Below are 26,591 nucleotides of genomic sequence, written 5' to 3' on the forward strand. Positions count from 1 at the left end.
ACGGTGGTGCTCCGCTACGGAAGGACGGCATATGCCCGAGGTTCAGTCCTGCTCCGGCTGCGGCGGGTCCGGGGGGACCCAGAAGACCGAGGCAACGGTCGAACTGGACGAGGAAGGAAGCATGGTGCCCAGCGTTCACACCTTCTGGTCGCCCTGCGGTCGGTGCCACGGATCCGGGACGGTGATCGTCGGATGAGGTTGGTCTTCGAGTGCGTCGAGTGCGGTGGGCACTACCTGCCGCCGGAGGGCATGGTCTATCCGGACGGGCCGGCCTCGCCGGTCTGGTGCTCCCCCTGTCAGACCTCCAAGCACACGGCGGGCCTCGCGGAGGACCCGCTGCTCGCCCGGGTCGCGCTGGCCGCCGCCCGGGCCGCGCTGGCCCGGCGCGCCACCGAGGCGGCCGAGCCGGTGGCCGCCGGACGGGGCGACGTCCGTCCGTCCCGCCCGCCGCTGTCCCGCCGGGCCCGCTCGGGGCCGGGCGGGGTGCGCGGCAAGCTCGGCTGATCCCCTGACGGACCATCAAGTACCGCCGCCGGCGCGCGACATGCCTTCCGCCGCCGCAGATCGGCGGCCACCGTTCAGCGGGCGGTTTCCACGAGGAACCGCTCCACCAGGTCGGCGACGACCTCCGGGGCGTCCTCCGGGCTGAAGTGGCCGACGCCCGGCAGCTCCACCGCCCGGCCGCGCGGGAACGCCTCGGCGAACAGCGGCAGGAAGTGCCGGGCGGCGAGGGTGCGGTCGGCGGCTCCCCAGACCGCGAGGGCGGGCAGCGCCGCGAGGGCCGTCCGGACCCCGGCGTCCGGGGTCGCGAACGCGTGCGCCCCGGTCGCGAAGCCCTCGGCCCAGCCGATCGCCCCGGCCGCCTCCGCCGGGGTGGGGAACGGTGAGCCGTAGGCGCGCAGCCAGGTGTCGGTGATCAGGGCATTGTTCTCGAAGCCGTTGAGCTTCATGGTGCTGAGGACGGTGTAGCCGAGTTCGCCGAGGACGGCGCGCAGGCTGCCGTCGGTGTGCGCCCGGGCGATCCAGCGGAACCACGGGGACTCGGCCGCGTTGGCCGCGAGCGCCTCGGCGAGGCCGGGCTGTCCGAGCGGCGTCGGCGCGTTCAGGCTGACCACCCGGGCGATCAGCCCGGGCCGGCGGACGGCCAGGCCCATGCCGACCGGGCCGCCGAAGTCGTGCAGCACCAGGGTGAGTTCCCGCAGGCCGAGGTCGTCGACCAGGGCCTCCAGGTTGTCCACGTGGTCCTGCAGCCGGTACTCGCGGTCGGCGGGCGTGGCGCTCTTGCCGAAGCCCATGTGGTCGGGCACCAGCACCCGATGGGTGGGGGCGAGGCGGCGGACCAGGCCCCGGAAGAGGTAGCCCCAGGTGGGTTCACCGTGCAGGCAGAGCACGGCCGGGCCGGAGCCCTCGTCGACGTAGTGCATCGGGAAGCCGGGGGCGGTGCTGAAGTGCGGCCGGTACGGGAAGGTGCCGTCGAAGGTCTCGTGGGCGGCGATCATGGTCGGACTCGCTCCATGCTGGTAGCAGATTGAAACCGTAGGGCCGAGACTAGGCCTTGCGGTTTCAATAAGCAACCAGAGTTGCGGTCCCCCGGCTCAGAACAGCGCCTCCTGGGTGTCCGGCTCCGGCGGCCGGACCCGCTCCTGCAGCACCAGGCCCCCGGCGGCCCGGCCGGTGACCGGCGTCAGTGTCCAGCCGGTCAGCCGCCGGGTGTCCAGCAGCAGCGGGCCCGAGCCGTCCGGCTGGTCCAGGAAGAGGTGCCGGCCCACCGGCGGGCGCAGCCGGCCCGCGACCACCGCGCCGTCCGCCAGCCCGGTGACCTCCCGGTAGGCCTCGGGGGCGCCGCCGGCCAGGCCGTAGCGCTCCACGTGGTCCACCACCGGGCGGTCGGCGAGCAGCTCCACCGCATGGCCGTCCAGCAGCCGGTGCGCCCGGGCCCGGGCCTCGCCGAGCACCGTACGGCGGTGCGGTGCGTCGCCGTGCACCCACCAGTGGTCCGTCTTCAGCCGGGACTTGTACCGCTCCCGGGCCATCCCCGAGGCGGCGACGGTGAGTTCGGCCCGGCGCACCGCGGGCAGGCCGCCGCGCGCGGTGAACGCGTAGGCCAGCGCGCCCTGTTCGAGCAGTCGGCTGTCGCCGCGCTGCTCGGCGGTCAGGCCGACCTTCAGCAGGCCCTCGCCGAACCAGGCCAGGTAGAGCAGGTAGGTGCGGCCGTCGTCGAGGATCTGGTCCCGGGCGAGCGCCAGACCGCGGTCCACGCTCTGGCAGGCCGGGCACTGGGTCGCGCTGCCGTCCGGGTCGACCACCGCGTGGTGCGGGCAGGGCGTGCGCTCCGTCGCCCCGACCAGCCACGCCCCCGTGCAGCGGCGCGGGCCGCCCAGCAGCCAGCCGACCTCGGCGCCCGGCGCGACCTCCCGCTCGTGCACCCTGGTGCCCCGCACGGCGCCGAGCAGGGCCCGGCCGTCGTGCCAGCTCAGACCGGTGGAGATCCACCCGGCGGGCCGGTCCGGGTGCTGTGGTGCGGGGATCGTCACGGGCATCCCTTCCTGGAGGTCGTCGATCCGGCCAGGCTACCCGCCGCCACCGACAGCGGTTCGGGCCCTATCGTTCCCGCATGATCGACTCACCGACCCCGGACGACCTCGCGCTCGCCGTGCGCCTCGCCGTCGACACCCTGACCGCCGCCCCGGCCGACGCGGACTGGTCGCGGCCCGCCGGCACCCTCGCCTGGAGCTGCCGGGAGACCGTCGAGCACCTCGCCGACGACCTCCTCGCCTACGCCGCCCAGCTCGCCCCGGCCCGGCCGCCGCGCGATCGCTACGTCCCCTTCGCCGCGACCCGGCAGTACCCCGGCGCCCCGAACAACTTCGTCCGCGCCGATCCGGCCGCCGGCCTCCCGGGGCTGCTCGAAGTGCTGGACGCCAGTGGCGGATTGATGGTCGCCGTCGCCCGGGTCACCCCGCCGGACGCCCGCGCCTTCCACCCCTGGGGGCTCGCCGACCCGAGCGGCTTCACGGCCATGAGCCTGGCCGAGACCCTGGTCCACCTGCACGACGTCGCCCAGGGCCTCGGCCTCCGCTGGGACCCGCCCGCCGAGCTCTGCACCCGCACCCTGGCCCGGATCTTCCCCGACGTCCCCCGCACCGCCGCCGCCCCCTGGCCCACCCTCCTCTGGGCCACCGGCCGCACCGCCCTCCCCGGCCTGCCCCCGCGCACGGACTGGCGCTGGTACGCCGACGTCCGGGAGTAGCCGCCCCGCGGCCGGCCGAGGACGGGCCGCCGCGGTCCGTCCGCCGGGCCGTCAGCTCCCGTCGCTGCGCCGCAGGTCGCGGGCGCTTGGCCGGGCGGGGTGTCCACGTTCTATTGTGGCGGGCGCGGTCGGCGGTACGGCCGGGAGGCGGCGCGGGACGGCCGGGTCGGTGTGAGCGCGAAGGGGTGACTGGTGGCGGGGCGGCGGAACACTGGGGTGCTGGCGGTCTGGGCGGAGGCGCAGCGGCAGCAGCAGCGGCGGGAGGAGGCCCGGTGGCGCGCCGAGGCGGCGGAGCTGCGGCGGCACGAGCGGGCCCAGCGCGAGACGCAGCGGGCGGCGGCCCGGGACGAGCGGGAGGCGCAGCGCGCCTACCAGCAGTCGCGGGAGGCGGAGGCGGCCGCGCGGACGGCCGAACTGGACGCCCGGGTCGAGGAGTTGCGCGGGTTGCTGGCGGCCGGGCTGGCCGCGCCGGCGTTCGGGCCGCAGGCGTTGCTGGCGCCGCGCCCGGTGCCGCCGTTCGATCCGGGGCCGCTGGGCGAGCCGGTGCCGATGCCGGACCAGGCCGCCGCCGCGTACTTCGTCCCGCCGCCGGACGCCGCGCAGGCCCGCAACGCCGGGGTGCGGCGGCAGTACGAGCAGTACCTCGCGCAGGCCCGGGCCCGGTTCGAGCAGGACTGGTACGCCGCGCAGGCGCGGGAGGCCGACCGGCAGCAGCGGCTGGCCGGGTACCACCGGGAGTACCTGGAGTGGGCGGAGCGCTTCCGCCGCCAGGAGGAGGAACGCGGCACCGGGACCGAGGAGTTGCTGCGCCGGCTGCGGGCGGGTGAGCCGGAGGCGGTGCAGGAGTACTTCACGGCCGGCCTGTACGCCTCGGCGGCCTGGCCGGAGGGCTTCCCGCACCGGCTGGTGGCGGCCTGGGAGGCGTCCAGCCGTCAGCTGGTGGTGAACTGGGAGCTGCCCGGGCCGGACGTGGTGCCGGCCGCCGGCCGGGTGCGGTACGTCAAGGCGGACGACCGCGAGGCGGAGGTGGCCCGCCCGGCGACCGAGCGCAAGGCGCTGTACCGGGAGGTGCTGGCGCAGTCGGCGCTGCGGGTGGCGGTGGAGCTGTTCCGGGCGGACCGGGACGGGCTGCTGGACTCGGTGGTGCTGAACGGCTTCGTGCTCGGCATCGACCCGGCGACCGGCCGGGAGGCGGAGCGCTTCCTGTCCACGCTGACCGCGACCCGGGCCGAGTTCGCCGGGCTGGCGCTGGACCGGGTGGCGCCGGTGGAGTGCTTCCAGGGCCTGGGCGGCAAGCTGTCGGCGCGCCCGGAGCGGCTGGACGAGGTGAAGCCGGACCGGCTGCCGGAGACCGTCGGCGGGAGCCTGGCCGGGCACTTCGGCGAGGACGACCCGGACCTCTTCGAGATGGACCCGATCGAGTTCGAGGACCTGATCGCCGAGCTGTTCCGGCTGCGCGGTTTCCGGGTGATGACCACGGCCCGCAGCGGCGACGTCGGGGTGGACGTGGTCGCCGAGGACCTGGACCCGGTGACCGGCGGCAAGATCGTGATCCAGGCCAAGCGCTACAAGAAGACCGTCCCGCCGACCGCCGTGCGCGACCTGGAGTCCACCGTCCGCCACCACGGCGCGATCAAGGGCATCCTGGTCACCACCGCGGGCTTCGGCAAGGGCTCCTACAGCTACATCGAGGGCAAGCCGCTGACCCTGGTGAGCGGGCCGGAGCTGGTGGAGCTGCTGGCCGACCAGGGGCTGCGCGGCCGGCTCGGCGGCGGCACCCCGGGCGGGACGGCGGAGCCCGCCGCGCAGGAGCCGACGGCCGGGCCGACCGTCCCGCAGAGCAGCCTCACGGTCAGCTGGCAGAGCCGCACCGCCGCCGGGGACCCGGTGGAGCTGGACGTCACCGCGTTCCTGTGCGCCCGCGGCCGGGTGCTGAGCGACGAGCACTTCGTGTTCTTCAACAACCCGCAGGACCCGGACGGCGCCGTCCGCCTGCACCCCACCCACTCGGTGCCGGGCGAGCCGGCCCGGGCGGCCCGGCTGAGCCTGGACCTGCACCGGCTGCCGGCCGCCGTGGACGAGGTGGTGCTCGCGGTCTCCACCGAGGAGGAGGAGCCGCCGGCGCTGCCGCTGGGCTACGTGTACGGGCTGGCGGTCGCCGCCGAGTACGGGCCGGGCGCGGCCGGACCGCTCAAGTGGCCCGGCGCCAACGGCGGCATCCCGGACTCGGCGATGCTGCTGGGCAGCTTCCGACGGGCGGCGGAGGGCTGGCAGTTCGCGCCGTCCGGGCGGGCGGTGACCAACGGTCTGACCGGGCTGGCGACGGCCTTCGGGGTCGCGGTGGAGTGACACCGCCGGATGTCCAGGGACCTTGGTCCTCAGGGCACATGTCATACCTGGGAAGGAGAACTCCCCCGCCGCACCGCCGGGTCGGCGGGGGCCGACCGTCCCCTCGGCATACGCATCGGGCTCGAACCACTTGACAGGATGGATCGGTAGGAAAATCCGATTCGTTCCCAGGAGTCTTCGTGACCTTCCCCGCAACCGCCGTCCGTACCGGCCTGGCGGCCGCCCGCGCCACCGGCCTGAACAAGGTCTACGGGGAGGGGGAGACCCGGGTCGTCGCCCTCGACAACGTCAGCGTCACCTTCCCCCAGGGCGAGTTCACCGCCATCATGGGCCCCTCCGGCTCCGGCAAGTCCACCCTCATGCACTGCATGGCCGGCCTGGACACCGTCTCCTCCGGCTCCACCACCATCGGCGACACCGAACTCGTCGGCCTCAAGGACAAGCAGCTCACCCAGCTGCGCCGCGACCACATCGGCTTCATATTCCAGGCCTTCAACCTGCTCCCCACCCTGACCGCCCTGGAGAACATCACCCTCCCGATGGACATCGCCGGCCGCAAGGCCGACCAGGCCTGGCTCGACCGCGTCGTCGACACCGTCGGCCTCTCCGGCCGCCTCAGCCACCGCCCCTCCCAGCTCTCCGGCGGCCAGCAGCAGCGCGTCGCCTGCGCCCGCGCCCTCGCCGGCAAGCCCGACATCGTCTTCGCCGACGAGCCCACCGGCAACCTCGACTCCCGCTCCGGCGCCGAGATCCTCTCCTTCCTGCGCAACTCCGTGCGCGAACTCGGCCAGACCGTCGTCATGGTCACCCACGACCCGGTCGCCGCCTCCTACGCCGACCGCGTCGTCTTCCTCGCCGACGGCCGCATCGTCGACGAACTCCACACCCCCACCGCCGACACCGTCCTGGACCGCATGCGCCGCTTCGACGCCAAGGGCCGCACCAGCTGAGCCCGTTCAGCCACGCGAAGCCACCGATCCCCGAGTACCCCCAGGACTGACGCTCCCCCATGTTCCGCACCGCTTTGCGCAACGTACTGGCCCACAAGGGCCGACTGCTGATGACGATGCTGGCCGTCATGCTCGGCACCGCCTTCGTCGCCGGCACCCTCGTCTTCTCCGACACCATGGGCCAGGCCCTCCGGACCCAGAACTCCAAGAGCTACGCCGACATCGCCGTCACGGTCAGCGACAACGCGGCCGTGGGCAACGGCTACGGCGACGGTGCCGCCGCCGACACCCCGACCCTCACCGAGGAGACCCGGAAGAAGGTCGCCGCGCTTCCCGGCACCGCCGAGGCCCGCGGCGTGGTCAGCGGCTTCACCGGCATCGCCGACAAGAACGGCGCACTGATCGGCAACGGCTTCTCCACCACCGGCACCAACTACGTGCCGGGCGCCGACGGCACCGACCCGCGCTACCCGCTGGTCGAGGGCCGCGGCCCCAAGGACGCCACCGAGATCGCGCTGGACACCAGGACCGCCGAGAAGGGCGGCTACCACGTCGGCGACACCGTCCGGGCCGCGGTCAACGGCCCGGTGATGGAGCTCAAGCTCACCGGCACCCTGCACACCAACGACCCGCGGGTGATGGCCGGCGGCTCGCTCGCCGCCTTCGACACCGCCACCGCCCAGAAGCTCTACCTGAGCCCCGGCCGGTACGCCGAGCTGGACATCAAGGCCAAGCCGGGCACCGACGACGCCGCACTGCTCACCGCCGTCAAGCAGGTCCTCCCCCAGGGCGACAACATCGAGGCCAAGACCGGCCGCGAACTGGCCGCCGAGCAGGACCGGATGATCGGCAAGCTGACCAAGATGCTGAACCTGTTCTTCCTGGGGTTCGCCGGCATCTCGCTGTTCGTCGGCATCTTCATCATCGCCAACACCTTCGCCATGCTGGTCGCCCAGCGCACCAAGGAGCTGGCGCTGCTGCGCGCCGTCGGCGCCACCCGCCGGCAGATCACCCGCTCGGTGAAGATCGAGGCCGTCCTGGTCGGCCTCACCGCCTCGGTCGGCGGCCTGGTGGCCGGCATCGGCATCGCCGTCGGCCTCCGGGCGCTGCTCAACGGCCCGATGGATTCCAACCTGCCGGACGGCCCGCTGGTGGTCTCCCCCCTGACCGTCCTGGTCTCGCTCGCGGTCGGCGTACTGGTGACCCTGGTGGCCGCCTGGCTGCCCGCCCGCCGGGCCTCCCGGATCGCCCCGGTGGCGGCGATGAGCACCAACGAGCAGCCCGCCACCCAGAAGAGCCTGCGGGTGCGCAACGCCGTCGGCCTGCTGTTCACCCTGGCCGGGGCCGGCGCGCTGGCCGCCGGGGTGGGCGGCAAGGAGGTCAAGCTGGTCGGCCTCGGCGCGGCCGCGCTGCTGCTCGGCGTGTTCGTGCTGACCCCGCTGCTGTCCCGGCCGCTGATCGCGCTGCTCGCCCCGTTGCTGCGCGCCGTGTACGGCACCCCGGGCAAGCTCGCCCAGGAGAACGCCGTCCGCAACCCGCGCCGCACCGCGGCCACCGCCTCGGCACTGACCATCGGCGTCACCCTGATCACCTCGCTGACCGTGATCGGCGCCTCGGTGAACAAGGCCGTGGACGACTCCAGCGACAACGACGTCAAGGCCGACTACACGGTCGTCATGGCGAACGGCTCGAAGCTCTCCGACGAGGTCGCCACCCAGATCGCCAAGGCGCCCGGCGTCAGCGCGATGAGCGCCGAGCGCGGGCTCCGGGTCACCCTCGGCGAGGGCAAGGGCAAGGGCGAGGACGACGCCGACCTTGAGTGGCTGACCGCGGTGGACCCGGCGACCATCGACCAGCTGGCCACCATCAAGATCAAGGACGGCTCCGCGGACGCCCTCAAGCAGGGCAAGCTGCTGGTGAGTTCCGGCCGCAGCGAGCAGGCCGGCTACAAGGTCGGCAGCACCCTCGCCGTCACCTACCCGGACGGCACCAAGGGCTCGCTCACCGTCGGCGGCGTCCTGGAGGCCAACACCGCGCTGGCCGGCGTGATCGCCCCGGAGGGCGTGGTCGGCCCGCACACGCTGCCCGGATCCGGCCTGAACAAGGTCCTGGTCAAGGGCAAGGACGGCGCCACCGAGCAGCTCAGGCAGGCCCTGCGGGACGCCACCGGCGGCAACCCGCTGATCTCGGTCAAGGGCCAGAAGGACATCAAGGCGGAGAGCCGCCAGGACATCACCAACGTCCTCAACCTGCTGTACGGGCTGCTCGGCATGTCCGTGGTGATCGCGGTGCTCGGTGTGGTCAACACCATGGCGATGTCGGTCTTCGAGCGCCGCCGGGAGATCGGCATGCTGCGGGCGATCGGCCTGGACCGGCTCGGCATCCGCCGGATGGTCCGGCTGGAGTCGCTGCTGATCGCCCTGTTCGGCGGACTGGTCGGGGTCGGCCTCGGCATCCTGTCCGCCTGGGCGGTCATCCGCACCATGGCGGGCGACCTCAAGGGCCTCAGCACCGTGGTGCCGCCGCTGCAGATCGCCGGCTTCCTGCTCGCGGCCGCGGTGATCGGCCTGCTGGCCGCGCTCTGGCCGGCCCACCGGGCGGCGAAGCTGGACATCCTGGGCGCGATCAAGAGCGAGTAGCAGCCCGGCGCCCCGGACACGGAGCCCCGGACGGTCCTCGACCGTCCGGGGCTCCGGCGTGTCCGGGGCCCGGGTTCGGGTTGGGGTTTGGGTTCGGGTTGGGGTTTGGGGCTCGGGTTCGGGCTGGGGCTCGGGTCGGTTCGGGGCCCGCGCCACCGGAGCCCGTACGAACGACACCGCCCCGCCCGGCGGGTGCCGGGCGGGGCGGTGGGTGGTGCGGTGGGTGGTGCGGGGTGAACTGCCGGGTCAGGCGGCCGACTTCGCGGCGACGGGCGTGGCGGGCTTCGCCTTGCCCCCGCCGAACAGGCCGAAGAACACGGCCAGGGTCGGCACCAGGTAGGCCAGCCAGACCACCAGCTGCAGCACGGTCGGGTCCGGCTGGAAGTTGAACACGCCCTTCAGCAGGGTGCCGTACCAGCTGTCCTTGGGGACGGTGCTGGAGATGTCGAACGCCACGCTGTGCAGGCCGGGCAGCCAGCCGGCCTCCTGGAGGTCGTGCACGCCGTAGGCGAGCACCCCGGCCGCGACCACGACCAGCATCGCGCCGGTCCAGGTGAAGAACTTCGCCAGGTTGATCCGCAGCGCGCCGCGGTAGAACAGCCAGCCGAGCACCACCGAGGTGAGCAGGCCGAGCGCGGCGCCGACCAGCGGGTTCCAGCCGTCGTCGGTGGCCTGCACCGCCGACCAGATGAACAGCGCGGTCTCCAGGCCCTCGCGGCCGACCGCCAGGAACGAGGTGACCACCAGGGCGGTCGTGCCCATCGCGATCGCGGCGTCCAGCTTGCCGTGCAGCTCGGTCTTCAGGTGCCGGGCGGTGCGCCGCATCCAGAACACCATCCAGGTCACCAGCCCGACCGAGATGATCGACAGCGAGCCGCCGAGCGCCTCCTGCGCCTCGAAGGTCAGCTGCGAGGAGCCGAACTGCAGCACCGCGCCGAAGACCATGGAGAGCACCACGGCCGAGCCGACCCCGAGCCAGACCGGCGGCAGCTTGTCCCGCCGGTCGGTCTTGACCAGGTAGGCGATCAGGATGCAGACGACCAGGCTGGCTTCGAGGCCCTCGCGCAGGCCGATCAGGTAGTTGCCGAACACGGCTGACTCCTCGGAGAGAAATGGGGGACGGGACTCAGCCGAACAGGGCCTGACCCCACCACTCCCCCGGCTTGCGGACGCCCGCCGGGCAGGCGAAGTGGGCGGAGCCGACGTGCTGGATGTACTCGTTGAGCTTGTCGGAGGCCGCGAGCCGCTGCTGCAGCGGGACGAAGGCCTTCCGGGTGTCGCGCTGGTAGGCGAGGAAGAACAGTCCGGCGTCCAGCCGGCCGAGGCCGTCGGTGCCGTCGGTGAAGGAGAAGCCGCGGCGCAGGATCATCAGGCCGTTGTTGGCGTCCGGGTGCGCCAGCGCGACGTGCGCGGTCGCGGGCATCGCCGTGAGGTCGGGGGCGTCGTGCTCCTTGGCCCGGCCGTACGGGGCGCCCTCGCCCTTGGTGCGGCCGAAGGTGTCCTCCTGGTCCTTGAGCGAGGCGCGGTCCCAGGTCTCGATGTGCATCCGGATCCGCCGGGCGACCAGGTAGGAACCGCCGGTCATCCACTCCGGGCCGTCACCGGGGGCGGCCCAGACGTGCCCGGCCAGGTTGGTGGCGTCGGTGCCCGCGATGTTGTGGGTGCCGTCCTTGAACCCCATCAGGTTGCGCGGGGTCTGCTCGTCCGGGGTGGTCGAGGAGGTCTTGCCGAAGCCGAGCTGGGACCAGCGGATGTTGACCGTGCCCATCCCGATCCGGGCCAGGTTGCGGATCGCGTGCACCGCGACCTGCGGGTCGTCGGCGCAGGCCTGGACGCACAGGTCGCCGCCGCTGCGCAGCGGGTCCAGCTTGTCGCCCTTGAAGTTCGGCAGCTCGATCAGGGCTTCGGGGCGCTGGGCCCCGAGGCCGAAGCGGTCGACGCCGTCCTTCTCGAACAGGCTGGGCCCGAAGCCGATGGTGAGGGTGAGCCGGGAGGCGGGCAGGCCGAGCGCCTCGCCGGTGTCGTCCGGCGGCGCCTCCGCGGAGCCGGGGACGGCGCCGGTGCCGACCTCGCGGCCGCCGGTCATCGCGGCGGCCGCCTTGGTCCACTCCTTGAGCAGCTTGACCAGGGAGTCCCGGGTGGCCTTCTCGGACACGTCGAAGGCCGCGAAGTGCAGCCGGTCCTGGACCGGGGTGGCGATGCCCGACTGGTGCTCCCCGTAGAAGGGCACCTCGCCGCCGGCCGTGGCGTTCGCCGCCGGGACCGGGTCGTCGTCCTGCCGGGAGGCGACGGCGACCGAGCCGACGGCGGCGGCACCGAGCGCGACGCCCGCGCCGGCCCAGCCGATGACGGCGCGGCGGCTCACCGCGCCCCGGTCGGTGGTGGCGGCAGCGGCCGGGCTGCCGTTCTGCTGCTCGTTCTCGGCGTCCATCGGCGGGCGGGCCCTTCTCACTCTTGCGGAACTGCTGAACTGCGGGTGTTGCTCGTGCTGTTGGTGCACCGGTGCTGCTGGCGCCGGTGTGCCGGTGCCCGTGTCGGCGCCGGTGCCGGTGCGCCGAACTGCCGGAGGGGACCGGCTACTTGACGACCACCGCGGCGGCCAGCTTCGACAGCGGCTCGCCCAGCGAGTTCACCGCGTCCGAGAAGGTCTTGCGCTCGGCCTCGGTGACCTTGTCGTACGGGGTGAAGGTCCCGTCGGCCTGCCGGTACTTGGCGAGCAGCGCGTTGATCGCGGCGAACTCGGAGTCCAGGGTCTTGGCCAGCTCCGGGTCCTTCTCGGCGGCGACCGGCTTCAGCAGCTCGTAGGCCTTCTGGGCGCCCTCGACGTTGGCGTGGAAGTCCGCCAGGTCGGTGTGGCTGTAGCGGTCCTCCTCGCCGGTGATCTTGTTGGTGGCGACCTCGTCCAGCAGTTCCTTGGCGCCGTTGGCCATGCTGGTCGCGGTGATCTCCGCCTCGGGGATCTTCTTCTGCCAGTCCTTGAGGTCGGCGACCAGCTGGTCGGCGAGGGTCTTCTCCTCGTCGCCGATCTTCCCGTCGGCCCAGAGCGCCTTCTCCAGCCGGTGCCAGCCGGTCCAGGCCTGGCCCTGCTCCAGCTTGTCCTCGCGGGTGTCGGTCTTGGGGTCGACGTCCCCGAAGCTCTCGGCGACCGGCTCGGTGCGCTCCCAGCCGGTGCGCGAGGGCGCGTACAGCGACTTGGCCTTCTCCAGGTCGCCGCCCTTGATCGCGGCGGCGAAGGCCTCGACGGCCGGGATGGTGGCGTCGGCCTGCTCCTGGGCGTACTTCCGGTAGGCGTCGACGGCGGCGGCCAGTCGCGGGTCGGCCGGGGCGGCGCTGCCGCTCTCGCCGGTGACGGTGATCTTCTGCCGGATGCCGTCACCGACCATGCCGGGCTTGCAGGCGATCTCGTACGTGCCGGCCTTGATCTCGGCGTTGATGGTCGCCTTGGTGCCGGGGCCGATGTTCTCCCGCTCGGTGACGATCTTGTCGCCGGCGGCGTAGACGTACACCTCGGTGGTCTTGGAGCCCTTGTTGCTGATGTCCAGCACCACGTGGCCGGCCGGGAAGCTGGTCTTCGAGACCTCGCAGGCGGTGTCGGTGGCGTTGATCTTCACCGCGTCCGCGCCGCCCGCCTTGTCGTCCTTCTTCGACGCGCACCCCGCCAGGGCGGCGGTCGCCACGGCGAGGCTGAGCAGCGCGGCTGCGGTGGAACGGCGACGGGCGGACATGGGGGCTCCAACGGAAAAGGGCATGGGGGTGCCAAGGCCGGGTAAAGCACCGGCCGGGCCGGTGCCTCCTCTTTAGCTAAGGCATACCTTACGTAAGAAGTCTTTACCGTCGACACCCGGCCCCGCCCCTGCCCGAACCGTTACCTCCCGGGCCGCTGCCCCTCCGGCACCCGACGGGCGGCCGCCCGGGCCGTCCAGCGGCCGTCGTGGCGGCTGATCCGGATCGGGTGGCCGAAGGTCTCGCTGATCAGCTCGGTGGTCATCACCTCGTCCACCGGCCCGGCCGCCACGCACTCCCCCTCGCGCAGCAGCAGGGCGTGGGTGGTGCTCTCCGGCAGCTCCTCCAGGTGGTGGGTGACCAGCACGCTCGCCAGCTCCGGGTGCTGGTGGCGCAGCAGGTCCAGGCTGTCCAGCAGCAGCTCGCGGGCGGTGAGGTCGAGCCCGGTGGCGGGTTCGTCGAGCAGCAGCAGCCGGGGGCTGGGCATCAGCGCGCGGGCGATCAGCACCCGGCCGCGCTCGCCCTGGGAGAGCGTGGTCCACTCGGCGTCGGCCATCGCGGCCATGCCGAGCGTCTCGATCAGCTGCTCGGCCCGCTCCACCACCCCGGCGGCCGGCTTGCGGTGCCACTCCGGCTCGATGGTGTTGGTGGAACCGGTGAGCACCACCTCGCGCACGGTCAGCGGGGAGCGCAGCGGGTGGCGCGGGTTGACGTGGCCGAGGTGGGCGCGCAGCTCGCGGATGTCCACCCGGCCCAGCCGACGGCCGAGCACGTCCACCGTGCCGCGGGTGGGGTGGGAGACCGCGCCGAGCAGGGCGAGCAGGGTGGACTTGCCGGCGCCGTTCGGGCCGAGCAGCGCCCAGTGCTCGCCGGGCTCGATCTCCAGGGTGATGCCGCGCAGCAGGTGCCGGCCGTCGCGCACGACGTCCACGTCCTGGGTGCGCAGCAGCGGGCCGTCGAAGTTCGGGTCGGACGTGGTCACGGGCGGTCTCCGATCGTTGCACCGGGCAGGGTACGGACGGGGCGCCGCCGCGGACGGGCCGGCGCCGATCGTCCGTGTGCACGGTACAACCGTCGGCGGGGAGCGGAGTCCGGCCGTCCGAGGGGTGGACCGTCGACCGGGGCACCCCTCCCCTCCTGCGGCCCTGACGCCGTGGCCGATTCCGTACCGGCACCAATGACTGCCGCCAAAACCGTGTCGGACGAGGCGACTTGGGGAGGACCATGGAGTCTTTCCGAGGGGGACGAGGGGGAGGCGTGATGGTCGCGGACCAGGAACGGCCCAGCAGCCTGCACGGGCTGGTCGAGCGGCAGGCCCGGCGGGCCCCGCAGACGGTGGCGGTGCGGTGCGGCGGGTCCGAGCTGACGTACGGGGAACTGGACGCCCGGGCGGACCTGCTGGCCGCCCACCTGGCGGACCGCGGGCTGGCCCCGGGCGGCCGGGCGGCGGTCGCGCTGGGCCGGGGCACCGAGGTGTACGTGGCGCTGCTCGCGGTGCTCAAGGCGGGCGCCGCCTTCGTGCCGCTGGAGCCGACCGCGCCCGACGCGCTGCTGCGGCACGTCCTGGGCGACGCCGCACCCGAGTTGGTGCTGACCGAGGGGCGCCACCGGGTCCGGCTGTCCGACGCGGGCGGGGCACAGCTGGTCTGCCTGGACGAACTCTCGCTGCGAGAAGGGGAGTTCGAGCGCCCCGAGGTGACCCCCGGCGACCTCGCCTGCGTCTTCTACACCTCCGGCTCCACCGGCCTGCCCGTCGGCGCCCTGGTCGAGCACCGCAACCTGCTGGCCGCGTACGCCGGTTGGCGGGAGGTGTACGGGCTGGCGCCCGAGGACCGGATCCTGCAGACCGCCAGCCTGGAGTTCGACGTCTTCACCGCGGACTGGGTCCGGGCGCTGGGCACCGGCGCCACCCTGGTGGTCACCCCGTTCAACCTCACCCTGGACCGCACCGTCGACCTGGCCGCCCTGCCCGCCCTGGTGGTGCAGGAGCGGATCACGGTCATGGAGCTGAACGTCCGCACCGCCCGCCGCCTCACCGCCCTGCTGGCCGAGACCGGCACCGGCCTGCCGGGGGTGCGGCTGCTCACCGTCGGCGCCGAGAAGTGGTACCTGGACGAGCAGTTGGCGCTGCAGCGGCTGCTCGGCGAGTTCACCCGGGTGCTGAACGTCTACGGACTGGCCGAGGCCACCGTGGACAGCACCTGCTTCGAGGTGCGCGGCACGGCGGCCGCCGAGGGCGCCGAGCGGGTCTCCCTGGTCGGCCGGTCCTTCCCCGGCACCCGGGTGTACGTGCTCGGCCCGACCGGCACGCCGGTGGCCCCCGGGCAGGTCGGCGAGATCGCGATCGCCGGCTCCGGGCTCACCCGCGGCTACCTCAACCGGCCGGTGGACACCGCGCGACGCTTCGTCCGGGCGGACTTCGACCCGGACGGACGGGTGCTGCTCACCGGCGACCTCGGGCTGCTCCGGGCGGACGGCGCGCTGGAGTTCGTCGGCCGGGCCGCGACCGTGGTCGGCCCACTCGGCGCGGACCGGGCGACCACCGCGACCACCAGGGTCAAGGCGGCCGCCCGCGCCGAGGGCCTGCTGCGGGCGCACCCGGCGGTGCGGGAGGCCGTCGTGGTGGAGGTCGAGCGGGAGCCGGGGCAGCGGGTGCTGGTCGGCTACGCGGTGCCCGCGCAGGGCGCGCCGGAGGGGATGGACGGCTGGTCGCTCACCCAGTACCTGCTGGCCGAGCTGCAGGGGTACTCGGTGCCCGCCGCCGTCATCCCCGTCCCCGAGCTGCCGCGCACCCGGGCCGGGAAGCTGGACCGCGCCGCGCTGCCGCTGCCGGCCCCGCCGCGGCACACCGCGCCGCGCTCGGCCAAGGCGGGCGCCGGCCGGTCCAAGGGCGGCGGCAAGGCGGGCGGCGGCCGCCGGGAGGTGGACGGCTCGCGCGGCTGCGCCGCAGCCGCCCTCACGCCGTTCCTCGCCTTCGTCGCCTGGATCCTCACCGACCACTTGTACCCGGGCTCCACGAACCTCTCGGCGGTACCGATGGAGTACCACTTCTGGTTCGAACTGCTCTACCTGTGCGAGAACCTGGCCTTCGGCGGCGGACTGGCCTTCCTGTTCCTCGGCTTTCCGGCCCTGCTGCGACAGGGCCGCTCGCTGCGGCTGACCCTGCTCACCCACGTCTCGCTGTTCTGGCTGCTGGCCTCCTGGTGGCCGCAGGACAACCTCTATCGACTGACCTCCGCCACCGACTGGCCGCGCGAGACCGCGATGATCTACGTCTTCAACATCCCGCTGATGCTGGCCGCGGTGATCGTGGTCACGTTCCTGCTCAGCAAGCCCAGGACCACGGGGAAGTAGTCCTCAGCGCAGCGCCTCGAACATCCCGGTCAGCGCATGGTTGGCCGCCTCGACCAGCGCCTGCGCGGCGTCCAGCGCCTCGGCGTCCGGCCCGGCGAGGGCGAGTCCGACGGCGGGCTCCGGTGCGTGGCCCGTCGTCGGGATCAGCGGCAGCAGGACGACGCCGAGCCGGGCGCACCGGGGCCGCAGCCGGTCGAGGTGGTCGTGCAGCGCCTCGGGGGCGAGCCGGGCGCCGAGCGGCAGGGCGTCCACGGTGCGGACCAGGTGGCCGGGGCCGCGCACCCGGTCCAGCCGTTCGCGCAGCATGAAGGCGACGGACGGGCCGGTGAGCCGCAGATTGGTCTCGGTGGGGGCGAGCCGGCGCTGCCGGTCGGTGACGAAGTCGACGTCGTACCAGCCGCGGTAGCCCTCGGCGGCCAGCCGCTCCCCCACCGCGAGGGTGAAGCGGCGGGCCGTCTCCTCGGCGGCCCGGGGGACGACGCCGGGGCCGACGGTGACGCCCTGGTAGTGGGTGCCGGCCACCTCCATGACGCCGGCCCCGACCGGGTGGACGGTGCCGTCCGGGCCGATCACCGCGTCGTAGGTGAGGTCGCGCAGCCGGGCCGACGGGCCCGGGTCCACGAACTCCTCCAACAGCAACTCGCCGTCCGGCGGCAGGACTTCGGAACCGACCAGGCGACGCAGCAGGGCGCCCCCGCCGCCCGCGGCGAACAGGTCGGCGGGCTCGACCACGACCGTGCCGTAGCCGCCGACGCCGTGCGGGCTCTTCAACACGGTGGTCCGGCCGCGCGCCGCGCGGAGGGTCAGCCGCCGGGCGGCGCGACGGCGGCCGTCCACGCGCTCCTGCTGCGGCACCGTGATCCCGGGATGGTCGGGGGCGAGGGCGGCGAACAGGGCGTGGGCGGCCGCCTTGGACTCGTAGCGGTGGACGGCGGCCAGTTCGGGCCCCTCGCCCTGGGCGGCGGTGCGGCCCCAACTGACCACGGGGTGACCGCAGTCGGCGATCCGGGCGGCCAGCGCGGGCCGGGCGGCGAGCGCCTCGGCCAGCGTCCGGTCGACGGCGAGGCCGTCGTGCACCTCGACCGGGCCCCAGGCCAACTCCCGGGCCAGCCAGTCGATCCAGGCCCGGTCGACCTCGACGGGCAGTACCAGGACGGCCGGTTCCGGGCTGTAGCCGACGGCCAGGCAGGCGTAGTGGTGCGCCTGACGCAGCCGTCGGGCGCGCTGTGCGGCGTCCATGCCGGGCACGAAGAACTGCGCGTTGAAGTCCGCGACGTTGCCGATGTGCACGGCCGCCCGCCCGGCGGTCCAGGCCCCCACCCATCCGTCCATGACCGAGAGCTTAGGGTCTTCCGGCGCCGACGGCCGGGCCCCGGCGGGCCGTAGGCGTCCGGCGGAAGCCAAGTCTGCCGCCGACCGCCGACCGCTGACCGCCGGCGGTCGACCTCCAACGGCCGACCACCGCTCCCGCTAGTCGACCGTCACGACGGCGGTGTGGACGGCTTGTTAAGTTCCGATCATTTTTGATTTGACCAGGACACAACTTGGCAAAGTTATGACCTTCCCCCTAGCTGAATCTGACTGATCGCCGTCAATCTCGGTCGCAGTCCTTTTGCAGCCCCTTTCCCTGCACCCCACCCCCACGGGAGTCAGCGTGAGCCCCGCACCCTCCTTCCGCCGTGCCCGCACGGCCGGAGCCATCGCCCTCGTCGCCGCCCTCGCCGCCGTCGCCGTCCCGGCCACCACGGCCGCCGCCGCGCCCGCCGGCCGCGATGCCGCGATAGCCCAGGCCCGCGCCAACGTCACCCACAACCCCGGGGTGTTCGGCTTCGGCGCGGGCCAGGACCTCGTCCTCAAGGACGTCGTCCTCGACGCCGACGGCACCTCCCACGTCCGCTTCGACCGCACCTACCAGGGCCTGCCCGTGGTCGGCGGCGACCTGGTCGTCCACCAGGACGCCCGCGGCCGGCTCAAGGACTCCTCCCGCGCGGCCGCCCACGACGCCGCCGTGAAGTCCACCGTCCCCAAGGTGCCCGCCCAGGACGGCGCCGCGAACGCGCTCTCCGCCGCCCCCGGCGTCCGGGACGCCGTCAGCACCCCCGAGTTGGTGGTCTGGGCCGCCGACGGCACCCCGCGCCTGGCCTGGCGCACCGTCGTCGAGGGCAGCGGCGACCACGGCCAACCGGCCGGCAAGGTGGTCGTCACCGACGCCACCACCGGCGAGCAGATCGAGTCCCTCGACGCCGAGCACCAGGCCGCCGGCACCGGCAACTCCGAGTACACCGGCCAGGTCACCGTCGACACCACCCCGACCTCCGGCGGCTACACCCTCACCGACCCGGTCCGCGGCCACGTCACCAAGGACGCCGGCAACCTCTCCGCGAGCTCGATCAAGGCGACCTCCGGCACCCCGTTCACCAGCACCACCAACGTCTGGGGCGACGGGAAGAAGTTCTCCACCAACCGCGCCACCGCCGCCGTCGACGCCCACGCCAACACCGCCTGGACGTACGACTACTACAAGAACGTCCACGGCCGGAACGGCATCAAGAACGACGGCAAGGGCGCGACCGTCTTCGTCCACGTCGGCACCGACTGGGACAACGCCCAGTGGTCCGACAGCTGCTTCTGCATGATGACCGGCGACGGCAACGGCAGCAGCGACCCCGAGCAGGTCGACCTCGACACCATGGGCCACGAGATGACCCACGGCGTCACCAGCGCCACCGCCAACCTGCGCTACAGCGGCGAGTCCGGCGGCCTCAACGAGTCCACCAGCGACATCTTCGGGACGATGGTGGAGTGGTACGCCAACAACAAGATCGACACCGGTGACTACCTGTTCAGCGACCAGTCCACCCCGCCGTGGCTGCGCCGCTTCGACAAGCCCTCGCTGGACGGCCGCTCGGCGGACTGCTGGAGCAGCTCGGTCGGCAAGCTCGACGTCCACTTCTCCTCCGGCGTCGGCAACCACTGGTTCTACCTGGCCAGCGAAGGCAGCGGCAGCAAGACCATCAACGGGGTCGCCTACAACAGCCCGACCTGCAACAACTCCACCGTCGCGGGCATCGGCAACCAGAAGGTCGCCAAGATCTGGTACCGCGCGCTGACCGTCTACATGACCTCCACCACCACCTACAAGGGCGCCCGCGCCGCCTCCCTCAACGCCGCCCGCGACCTGTACGGCGCCGGCAGCACCGAGTACAAGGCGGTCGCCGCCGCCTGGAGCGCGGTCAGCGTCAACTGAGGCTGCACACCTAGCTGTTGAAGCCGACGTGGACGTGGTCGTGGTGGGTGTCGTCGGTGAAGAACTGGTTGCCGACGCCCGGGATCGCCACCGGACCGCCCACGTTGTACGAACCGGCCGCCGCCGCGTCCCGCATGAAGGACTCGATCAGCTGCCGGGGCGTGGCCGGGTCCACCACCGCCCGGCCGTCGATCCGCCAGACGTCGAAGGCCCGGCCCAGCGGATGGTCGCTGGGCCGGGTCGTCCCGAAGACGTCCAGCGGGTGGCCGCTGCGCACCACGCTCACCGTCAGAGTGTACGGGCCGGCCAGCCGCAGCATCGCCGCCGTCACGGTGTCGTGGACCAGGCCGCTGCGCAGGTCCGCCACCGCCTCGGGCGGCAGTTCGATCCTCGGCTCGGCCAGCACCCTGGCCACCGCCGGGGCGGGTGCGGCGGCCTCCGGTCCCGGCTCGCCCGGGTGCAGGGCGGTCACCGTCCAGCGCGGCTCGGCCCGGCCCAGCCGGACGTCCACGGTGGTGCCGCCCGCCGCCGTCGAACCGTCCGGCTGCCTGGTCCACTGGCGGCAGACCACCAGCACGCTCGCCGAGTCGGCGAGGATCCCGCCGTACTGGGCGTCGACCACCTCCAGGCTCGCCTCCGGTGCCACCGGGGCGAGCGGCCCGGCCTGGTCCGCCAACCCGGGCGGCAGGCCGAGCGCCGCCACCCTCGCCCGGGCCGCCTCCGCGCCCTGGCCGCCGGGCGGCCAGGCACCGAGGGCGGCGACCAGTTCGACGGCGCGGCGCTTGACGTCGGGCTGGATCTCGCCGGGGCCGGGCTGCCAGAGCGGCGGGTTGGGCAATGGGGTCGGACTCGGGGTCGGGGTCGGACTCGGGGCTTCCGTTGGCGCGGGGGCCGAAGTCACCGCTGTTGTACGGGACTTGGCCCCGCTCGAACACCCCGCCACTCCCAGCAGCACCGCCGCCGCACCGGCCCCCGCACCCGCCCGCAGCACCGTGCGTCGGCCCGGCGCCGGGCCACCGTCTCCGCTCGTCATGCCGTCAGTATGCGGTCGATGGACGGCCGATGGCCCTCGACCGGGTCCGGCGTCAGCCCAGACGGCGGATCGGCTCACCCTTCAGGAAGGCCGCGATGTCCTCCACCGCCTCGCCGAAGTACCGCCGGTAGTTGTCCTGCGAGACGTACCCCAGGTGCGGGGTCGCCAGCAGTCGGGGCGCGCGGCGCAGCGGGTGGTCGGCGGGCAGCGGCTCGGTGTCGAAGACGTCCAGGGCGGCGCCCGCGATCCGGCCGGCGGTGAGCGCGGCGAGCAGCGCGTCCTGGTCGACGATGGCCGCCCGGGAGGTGTTCACCAGGTAGGCCCCCGGCTTCATCAGGGCGAGTTCGGCGGCGCCGATCAGGCCCCGGGTGTCGGCGTTGGAGGCCAGGTGGATCGACACGAAGTCGCTCTCCCGGAGCAGTTCCTCCTTGTCCACCGCCCGGCGCACCCCCGCCTCGGCCGCCCGCCCGTCCGTGAGGCTCCGGCTCCAGGCCAGCACGTCCATGCCGAAGGCGAGCCCGACCCTGGCGACCAGGCCGCCGATCCGCCCGAGGCCGAGCAGCCCGAGCGTACGCCCGTGCAGGTCGGCGCCGACGGTGCTCTGCCAGGGGCCGCCCTCGCGCAGCGCGGTGCTCTCCTGGACGAGACCGCGGGCCAGGCCCAGCAGCAGGGCCCAGGTCAGCTCGACCGGCGGGGTGCCGGAGCTGGCGGTGCCGCAGACGGTGACGCCGTGCGCCGCGGCGGCCGCGAGGTCGATCACCGAGTTGCGCATGCCGGAGGCCACCAACAGCCGGAGCCTCGGCAGCCGGGCGAACAGCGTGGCGGGGAACGGCACCCGCTCGCGCAGGGTCACCACGATGTCGAACTCGGCCAGAGCGGCGGCGAGTTCGTCCTCGGAGCGGTGGTGCTCGCGGAAGACGGCGAGCTCGACCCGGTCGGCCACCGGGGACCAGTCGGCGTAGCTGGTGGCGACGCCCTGGAAGTCGTCCAGGACGGCGCAGCGAAGGATCGGAAGGGTCATGACGGCAGCTAATCAGACGCCTGGGGTTCCGGTGACCGGGGGCCCGGCGGACGCGGGCCGTAGCCGTGCCCGGTGCGAACGATCCACGACGACTCGTCGAGCTTCACCCGCAACACGGCCATCGGGTCCTGCAGTTCGACGGGGTGGAGCCGAACGCCCCGGCCGCGCAGCAGGATCTCCTGCGGCTCGTGCGGTACGTCAGCCGAACCTCCCGGCGATCCCCGAGCGCCGCGAGCTGGTCATGTGTCGGACACGATCCAGCGGGTGCCGGGGTTCAGCCGGGCGGGTTCAGCAGTGCCTCCGCCGTGGCCGTCCGGGCGTACAGCACCCAGCGGCCGGCCCGGTGGGCGCTGACCAGGCGGGCGTCCCGCAGGGCCGTCAGGTACTGGGAGACGGCGGAGGGCGACAGCCCGGTGCGCCGGGCGAGTTCGGTGGTCGAGGCCGGGGCGGCGAGTTCGGTCAGCAGCAGGGCGCGGGAGCGGCCGAGTACGGCGGCGAGCGACGCGCCGACGGGGGCCGACGGCGTCGTCCAGAGGTCGCCGATCCCCCGGGCCGGGTAGGCGAGTTGGGGCGGCGCCGACGGGGCGAGCAGGGTGTACAGGCCGGGGCCGGTGAAGGCGGACGGGATCAGCAGCAGGCCCGGCCCGGCCGTCCGGCGGTTCAGCGGGCGAGCCCGGTGGCCGAGCCGCAGGGCGCCGTCCGTCCACCGCAGTCCGGCGTGCAGTTCGTTGAGCACCCGTGCGGCGCCGTGCTCGGCGGCCTGCCGGGCCCGGTACAGCACGTCGGCGTCGAGCACCGCGCGGATCCTCGCCCAGTACGGCGCGAGGGCCAGTTCCCAGTACGCCTCGATCGCCTCGGCCAAGCCGCGCCAGCCCGGCCGCCGGGTCGGCGTACAGGGCCTGCAGCCGCGGACCGAGGGCGCCCTGGTCCGCGGCCAGCCGGTCGAGGTCGCGGCGGGCCCGCCCGGCGGGGGTGGCCCGGATCGCGGCGAGTTCCTCGGCGAGGGTCGGGGCCGACCCGGTCGGGGCGGGATTGAGGAAGTCCGGCACGTAGCCGGTCGGCGGCACGAGCTCGGCCAGCAGCCCGAGGGCCGGGCCGAGTGCGCCCAGCCGGGGCCGCACCTGTTCCACCCAGGGACCGTGAACGGCGTGCGGCAGGCCGGAACGCAGCAGGCGCAGGCTCGGCCCGACCTCCCACATCGGTGCGACAACGAACCGCATCCGCGCCAGATCGCCCGCCGTGAACAGCAGTTCCGCCACCGCCCGCCCCCGCCCCCGTGCCTGTGCCCCTGCCCGCGCCCCCGTCGGATTCGCACATCCGCGAATCAGTGGCGATCAGGTTAGTTCAGTGACGATCATGACGGGCATGACTTCCGACACGCCCTCCCCTGTCCCTGCTGCTAGCCCTGCCTCCGCGGTTTCCGCCGCCGCCTCCGGCACCTGGCAGCTCGGCGACCGCGCCGTCCACCGGATCGGCTTCGGCACGATGCGCCTGCCGCAGACCGGCCCGGCACTGGTGCCGGACGCCGTGCCGCGCGACCGCGAGCAGGCCCTGCGGGTGCTGCGCCGTGCGGTCGAACTCGGCGTCAACCACATCGACACCGCCGCCTTCTACTTCTCCCCGCTGCGCTCCGCCAACGAGCTGATCAACCGCGCGCTCGCCCCGTACGCCGACGACCTGCTGATCGCCACCAAGGTCGGGCCCGGCCGCGGCCCCGACGGCCAATGGACCGACCACGCCCGCACCCCCGCGGGACTGCGCGCCCAGGTCGAGGAGAACCTGCGCCAGCTCGGCCGGGACCACCTCGACCTGGTCAACCTGCGGATCCTCGGCACCGACTCGATCGCCGAACGCTTCGGTGCGCTCGCCGAGTTGCGGCAGGCCGGCCTGATCCGCCGACTCGGCCTGTCCAACGTCCACCCGCACCAGCTCGCCGAGGCCCAGGCCATCGCCCCGGTGGTCTGCGTGCAGAACCCGTACGGCATCGGCGCCTCACCCGCGCAGGACGAACTGCTGCGGCTCTGCGGTGAGCAGGGCATCGCCTTCGTCCCCTTCTACGCCATCGCCGGCGCCGGACGCGAGGGCGGCGCCGGGGCGGCGGAACCCGCCCAGGTGCGGGCGGTGGCCGAGGCCCGTGGGATCAGCACCGCCCAGGTCCGGCTGGCCTGGACGCTGCACCGGGGCCCGCACGTGCTGGCCATCCCGGGGACCGGCGACGTGGCGCACCTGGAGGACAACATCGCGGCGGGCGCCCTGCGACTGACGGCGGAGGAGCTGGCCCTGCTGGACCAGGCCCACAGCGGCTGACCCGCCGGTACGGAACCGCCGACGGCCCGACGGGCGTCGCTCGGGGACACCATCCTTCTTGATCTTCCCGGCTTCCCGACCACCTGGCCTCTCGACCTCCCTGAGCGACACCCCGGAGCCCGCCCGTGCCCGACCGCACCACGGCCACGCGTTACCTCTACCTTGCCCGTCACGCCGAGGCGGCCTCCCCGAACGGGCCGGACGGGCCGGGCGGGAGCGCGCTCACCGCCGCCGGGCGCCGCCAGGCCACCCTGCTCGGCCAACGGCTGGCGGGCCGTCCCATCACGGTCGTCCACCACGGTCCGCTCCCCCGGGCCACGGAGACCGCGCGCCTGGTCGGGGAGCAACTCGGCGGGGTGGCGGTAACGGTCTGCGAGGAGGCCGGCGACTACGTTCCGTACGTACCGTCGGCCGGTGAACTCCCGGCCGACAGCGCGGAGTTCCTGCTGCGTTTCCTCGCGGGCGCCTCGGCGGAGGAGCGGTCCCGGGGGCCGGAGCTGGCCCGGCGGGCCGTCGAGCGGTTCACCGGGCCGGCCCCGGGCGGTGAGGAACGGCACGAACTGGTCGTCACCCACGCCTTCCTGATCGGCTGGCTGGTCCGCCACGCGCTGGACGCCCCCGCCTGGCGCTGGCTCGGTGTCAACGCCGCCAACGCGGCCCTCACCGTCCTGCGCTTCGCCCCCGGCCGCCCCTCGTCCGTCCTGCTGCTGAACGACCAGAGCCACCTCCCCGAGGAGCTGCGCTGGACGGGCTTCCCGCCCGAGCTACGGGTCTGAGACCTGTCGCAGGGAATATGCAGACCGGTCTATAGTGTCTGCCCATGGGAGCCAAGGGCGACGAGACCCGGGCCCGGCTGATCGCCGGGGCCCGGGAGCTGATCGAGCAGCAGGGGTACTCCGGCACGGGCCTCAACCAGGTCCTGGCCGTCACCGGCGCACCGCGCGGCTCGCTCTACTTCCACTTCCCCGGCGGCAAGGACCAACTGGTCGCCGCCGCACTCCTCCAGTCCGGCCAGGAGGTCGCGGACCTGCTGACCGCGCTGGCCGCCGAGGGAGCCGACACCGCCACGCTCAGCGGGCAACTGATCGAGGTGTTCGCCGAGCGCCTGGCCCGGTCCGACTACACCAAGGGCTGCCCGATCGCGACCGTCGCCCTGGAGGTCGCGGGCACCAACGAGCCGCTGCGGGCCGTCTGCGCCGAGGTGTACGAGGGCTGGCAACGCATCCTGGCCGAGCAGCTGACGACCGGGGGCTTCAGTCCCGCCCAGGCCTCGGTGGCCGCCGGCCAGGCCCTGGCCCTGCTGGAGGGGGCGGTACTGCTGGCCTCGGTCCGACGCAGCCGCGAGCCGCTGGACGACGCCCGGCACGCCGTCCTCCACCTCCTCGGCGCGAAGGGCCCCGCCCTGCGCCGGTGATCCGGGGGCCAACTCCGCCGCGTCTTCCCCGCCCATCCCTCCGGGCTGCGCAACAAATATGCAGACCGGTCTACATCTACCCGAGGCACACCCCACCCATCCGCCTCCCTCGCTCCCCCGCTCACTCACTCAAGAAAATATGCAGACCGGTCTAGAGAGAACTGAAGAACCACGATGTCACCCACCGAATCCCCGCACACCCTCGTCCTGGGAGCCGGCGGCTTCCTCGGCCGCTGGCTGGTCCTCGAACTCCTCGGCCGGGGCGAGCCCGTGGCCGCCGCCGTCCGCGATCCCGCGAACGGGACCGCCCTCCGCGACTGGCTGCGCGAACACGGGGCCGACCCGACCCTCCTGACGACCGTCACTGCCGACCTCACCCGCCCCGGCCTCGGCCTCTCCCCCACCGACGACGCCCGCCTCACCGAGGTGCGCGACATCCACAACCTCGCCGCCCGCTACCGCTTCGGCCTCACCCGCGCACAGGCCGAGCCCGCCAACCTCCACGGCGCCCTGCACGCCCTGCACTGGTCCGCGACCCGGCCCCGGCTGCGCCGCCTGGTCCACCTCTCCGGCTACCGGGTCGGCCGCGACCCCAACCCCCGGTACCCGCTCGACCCCGGTACCACCGCCGCCCGCTACGCCCGCCTCGGCGCCTACGAGGCCTCCAAGCACCTCGGCGACGCCGCCGTCCGGGTCACGGCACCCCGGCTCGGCGTCCCGCTCACCACCGTCAACCCCAGCAGCGTCATCGGCCACTCGGTGACCGGCGAAGCCGGCCAGTACCTCGGCCTCGCCCAACTGGTGCGCCAACTCCACCGCGGCCGCCTCCCCCTACTGCCGGGCACCCGGCGCACCTTCCTGCCCGTGGTGACCGTCGACCACCTGGCCCGCTTCCTCGCCGCCGTCCCGGCCCACGACCGCGCCCCGGTCGCGGCCCACACCGTCCTCGACCCCGCCACCCCCTTCCTCCCCGACCTGATCACCCTCCTCGCCACCCACCTCGGCGTCCGCCCACCCCGCGCCCTCATCCCGGTCGGACTCGTCCGCCGCCTCCCCCGCACCCTCACCGGCGCCGACCCGGAAACCCTCACCTTCCTCTCCGAGGACCACTACGACACCTCCTCCGCCGACCACCTCTCCACCACCGCCGGCCTCACCCACCCACCCGTCATCCCCGCCCTCCACCACTGGTCCACCCGCCTCGTCCACGACGCCTTCGGCGACCACTGACCCGCGCAGGAAGTCGGCCCACCCGACTTCCTGTGCACCCACAGCCACGTTCAGGAAGTCGCCCCATCCGACCT

At 73.8% G+C, this 26,591-nt stretch carries 21 protein-coding genes; 11 read left to right on the forward strand and 10 right to left on the reverse strand.

Annotation, left to right across the window (positions count from 1 at the left end):
- Nucleotides 1-192: 192 nt before the first annotated feature.
- Nucleotides 193-504: a hypothetical protein gene (locus tag ACIP4P_RS14985; protein WP_400917991.1), complete on the forward strand. Its 312-nt coding sequence runs from the start codon at nucleotides 193-195 to the stop codon at nucleotides 502-504.
- Nucleotides 505-578: 74 nt separating this feature from the next.
- On the opposite strand, the gene ACIP4P_RS14990 is transcribed toward ACIP4P_RS14985, so the two are convergent.
- Together ACIP4P_RS14990 and ACIP4P_RS14995 are read right to left on the reverse strand one after the other, a co-directional pair.
- Entirely contained in the window at nucleotides 579-1,499 is a 921-nt protein-coding gene (locus ACIP4P_RS14990; protein WP_400917994.1) for an alpha/beta fold hydrolase, read from the reverse strand.
- Between the two features lie 96 nt (nucleotides 1,500-1,595).
- Entirely contained in the window at nucleotides 1,596-2,534 is a 939-nt protein-coding gene (locus ACIP4P_RS14995) for a DUF2797 domain-containing protein (RefSeq protein ID WP_400917997.1), read from the reverse strand.
- Between the two features lie 80 nt (nucleotides 2,535-2,614).
- Between ACIP4P_RS14995 and ACIP4P_RS15000 the strand changes: the two genes are divergently transcribed.
- From ACIP4P_RS15000 to ACIP4P_RS15015, 4 genes are all read left to right on the forward strand, one after another.
- Nucleotides 2,615-3,250 carry a maleylpyruvate isomerase N-terminal domain-containing protein gene (locus tag ACIP4P_RS15000; protein ID WP_400918000.1) on the forward strand — a complete coding sequence of 212 codons (636 nt, stop codon included), beginning with the start codon at nucleotides 2,615-2,617 and terminating at the stop codon, nucleotides 3,248-3,250.
- 192 nt (nucleotides 3,251-3,442) lie between these two features.
- Nucleotides 3,443-5,599: a restriction endonuclease gene (locus tag ACIP4P_RS15005; RefSeq protein ID WP_400918003.1), complete on the forward strand. Its 2,157-nt coding sequence runs from the start codon at nucleotides 3,443-3,445 to the stop codon at nucleotides 5,597-5,599.
- Nucleotides 5,600-5,778: 179 nt separating this feature from the next.
- Nucleotides 5,779-6,549: an ABC transporter ATP-binding protein gene (locus ACIP4P_RS15010; RefSeq protein ID WP_400918006.1), complete on the forward strand. Its 771-nt coding sequence runs from the start codon at nucleotides 5,779-5,781 to the stop codon at nucleotides 6,547-6,549.
- Nucleotides 6,550-6,608: 59 nt separating this feature from the next.
- Nucleotides 6,609-9,188, forward strand: coding sequence for an ABC transporter permease (locus tag ACIP4P_RS15015; protein WP_400918009.1), 2,580 nt, complete (start codon nucleotides 6,609-6,611; stop codon nucleotides 9,186-9,188).
- A 246-nt stretch (nucleotides 9,189-9,434) separates the two neighbouring features.
- Here ACIP4P_RS15015 and efeU read toward each other — a convergent pair whose 3' ends face one another.
- From efeU to ACIP4P_RS15035, 4 genes are all read right to left on the reverse strand, one after another.
- The gene (efeU, locus tag ACIP4P_RS15020) at nucleotides 9,435-10,280 is read right to left on the reverse strand and encodes an iron uptake transporter permease EfeU (protein WP_400918012.1); all 846 of its coding nucleotides are present in this window, start codon (nucleotides 10,278-10,280) and stop codon (nucleotides 9,435-9,437) included.
- Between the two features lie 34 nt (nucleotides 10,281-10,314).
- Entirely contained in the window at nucleotides 10,315-11,619 is a 1,305-nt protein-coding gene (gene efeB, locus ACIP4P_RS15025; RefSeq protein WP_400918015.1) for an iron uptake transporter deferrochelatase/peroxidase subunit, read from the reverse strand.
- A gap of 145 nt (nucleotides 11,620-11,764) precedes the next feature.
- Nucleotides 11,765-12,913 (reverse strand): iron uptake system protein EfeO, encoded by a 1,149-nt coding sequence (gene efeO, locus ACIP4P_RS15030; RefSeq protein WP_400918018.1) that lies wholly within the window; start codon nucleotides 12,911-12,913, stop codon nucleotides 11,765-11,767.
- Between the two features lie 140 nt (nucleotides 12,914-13,053).
- Nucleotides 13,054-13,893 carry an ABC transporter ATP-binding protein gene (locus ACIP4P_RS15035; RefSeq protein WP_400918021.1) on the reverse strand — a complete coding sequence of 280 codons (840 nt, stop codon included), beginning with the start codon at nucleotides 13,891-13,893 and terminating at the stop codon, nucleotides 13,054-13,056.
- Nucleotides 13,894-14,171: 278 nt separating this feature from the next.
- On the opposite strand from ACIP4P_RS15035, the gene ACIP4P_RS15040 reads away from it, so the two are divergent.
- Entirely contained in the window at nucleotides 14,172-16,265 is a 2,094-nt protein-coding gene (locus ACIP4P_RS15040) for an amino acid adenylation domain-containing protein (RefSeq protein WP_400918024.1), read from the forward strand.
- 3 nt (nucleotides 16,266-16,268) lie between these two features.
- Here the strand turns inward: ACIP4P_RS15040 and ACIP4P_RS15045 are convergent, their stop codons facing one another.
- Complete coding sequence (locus ACIP4P_RS15045; protein WP_400918027.1) at nucleotides 16,269-17,597, reverse strand: hypothetical protein; 1,329 nt, start codon at nucleotides 17,595-17,597, stop codon at nucleotides 16,269-16,271.
- A 322-nt stretch (nucleotides 17,598-17,919) separates the two neighbouring features.
- Here ACIP4P_RS15045 and ACIP4P_RS15050 point away from each other — a divergent pair, with 322 nt between their 5' ends.
- Nucleotides 17,920-19,512: a M4 family metallopeptidase gene (locus ACIP4P_RS15050; protein ID WP_400918030.1), complete on the forward strand. Its 1,593-nt coding sequence runs from the start codon at nucleotides 17,920-17,922 to the stop codon at nucleotides 19,510-19,512.
- Nucleotides 19,513-19,522: 10 nt separating this feature from the next.
- Here ACIP4P_RS15050 and ACIP4P_RS15055 read toward each other — a convergent pair whose 3' ends face one another.
- The 3 genes from ACIP4P_RS15055 to ACIP4P_RS15065 form a co-directional block, all read right to left on the reverse strand.
- Nucleotides 19,523-20,350 carry a hypothetical protein gene (locus tag ACIP4P_RS15055; RefSeq protein WP_400918033.1) on the reverse strand — a complete coding sequence of 276 codons (828 nt, stop codon included), beginning with the start codon at nucleotides 20,348-20,350 and terminating at the stop codon, nucleotides 19,523-19,525.
- A 247-nt stretch (nucleotides 20,351-20,597) separates the two neighbouring features.
- Complete coding sequence (locus tag ACIP4P_RS15060) at nucleotides 20,598-21,566, reverse strand: D-2-hydroxyacid dehydrogenase family protein (protein ID WP_400918036.1); 969 nt, start codon at nucleotides 21,564-21,566, stop codon at nucleotides 20,598-20,600.
- Between the two features lie 274 nt (nucleotides 21,567-21,840).
- Nucleotides 21,841-22,428 (reverse strand): ArsR family transcriptional regulator, encoded by a 588-nt coding sequence (locus ACIP4P_RS15065; protein WP_400918039.1) that lies wholly within the window; start codon nucleotides 22,426-22,428, stop codon nucleotides 21,841-21,843.
- A gap of 503 nt (nucleotides 22,429-22,931) precedes the next feature.
- Here ACIP4P_RS15065 and ACIP4P_RS15070 point away from each other — a divergent pair.
- From ACIP4P_RS15070 to ACIP4P_RS15085, 4 genes are all read left to right on the forward strand, one after another.
- Nucleotides 22,932-23,873, forward strand: coding sequence for an aldo/keto reductase (locus ACIP4P_RS15070; protein WP_400918042.1), 942 nt, complete (start codon nucleotides 22,932-22,934; stop codon nucleotides 23,871-23,873).
- A gap of 125 nt (nucleotides 23,874-23,998) precedes the next feature.
- The gene (locus ACIP4P_RS15075) at nucleotides 23,999-24,649 is read left to right on the forward strand and encodes a histidine phosphatase family protein (protein WP_400918045.1); all 651 of its coding nucleotides are present in this window, start codon (nucleotides 23,999-24,001) and stop codon (nucleotides 24,647-24,649) included.
- A gap of 44 nt (nucleotides 24,650-24,693) precedes the next feature.
- A complete protein-coding gene (locus ACIP4P_RS15080; protein WP_400918048.1) occupies nucleotides 24,694-25,287 on the forward strand; it encodes a TetR/AcrR family transcriptional regulator in 594 nt (197 codons plus the stop codon).
- Nucleotides 25,288-25,461: 174 nt separating this feature from the next.
- Nucleotides 25,462-26,517 carry an SDR family oxidoreductase gene (locus ACIP4P_RS15085; protein WP_400918051.1) on the forward strand — a complete coding sequence of 352 codons (1,056 nt, stop codon included), beginning with the start codon at nucleotides 25,462-25,464 and terminating at the stop codon, nucleotides 26,515-26,517.
- Nucleotides 26,518-26,591: the final 74 nt, after the last annotated feature.

The sequence above is a fragment of the Kitasatospora sp. NPDC089509 genome (assembly GCF_044749365.1).
Lineage (GTDB): Bacteria > Actinomycetota > Actinomycetes > Streptomycetales > Streptomycetaceae > Kitasatospora.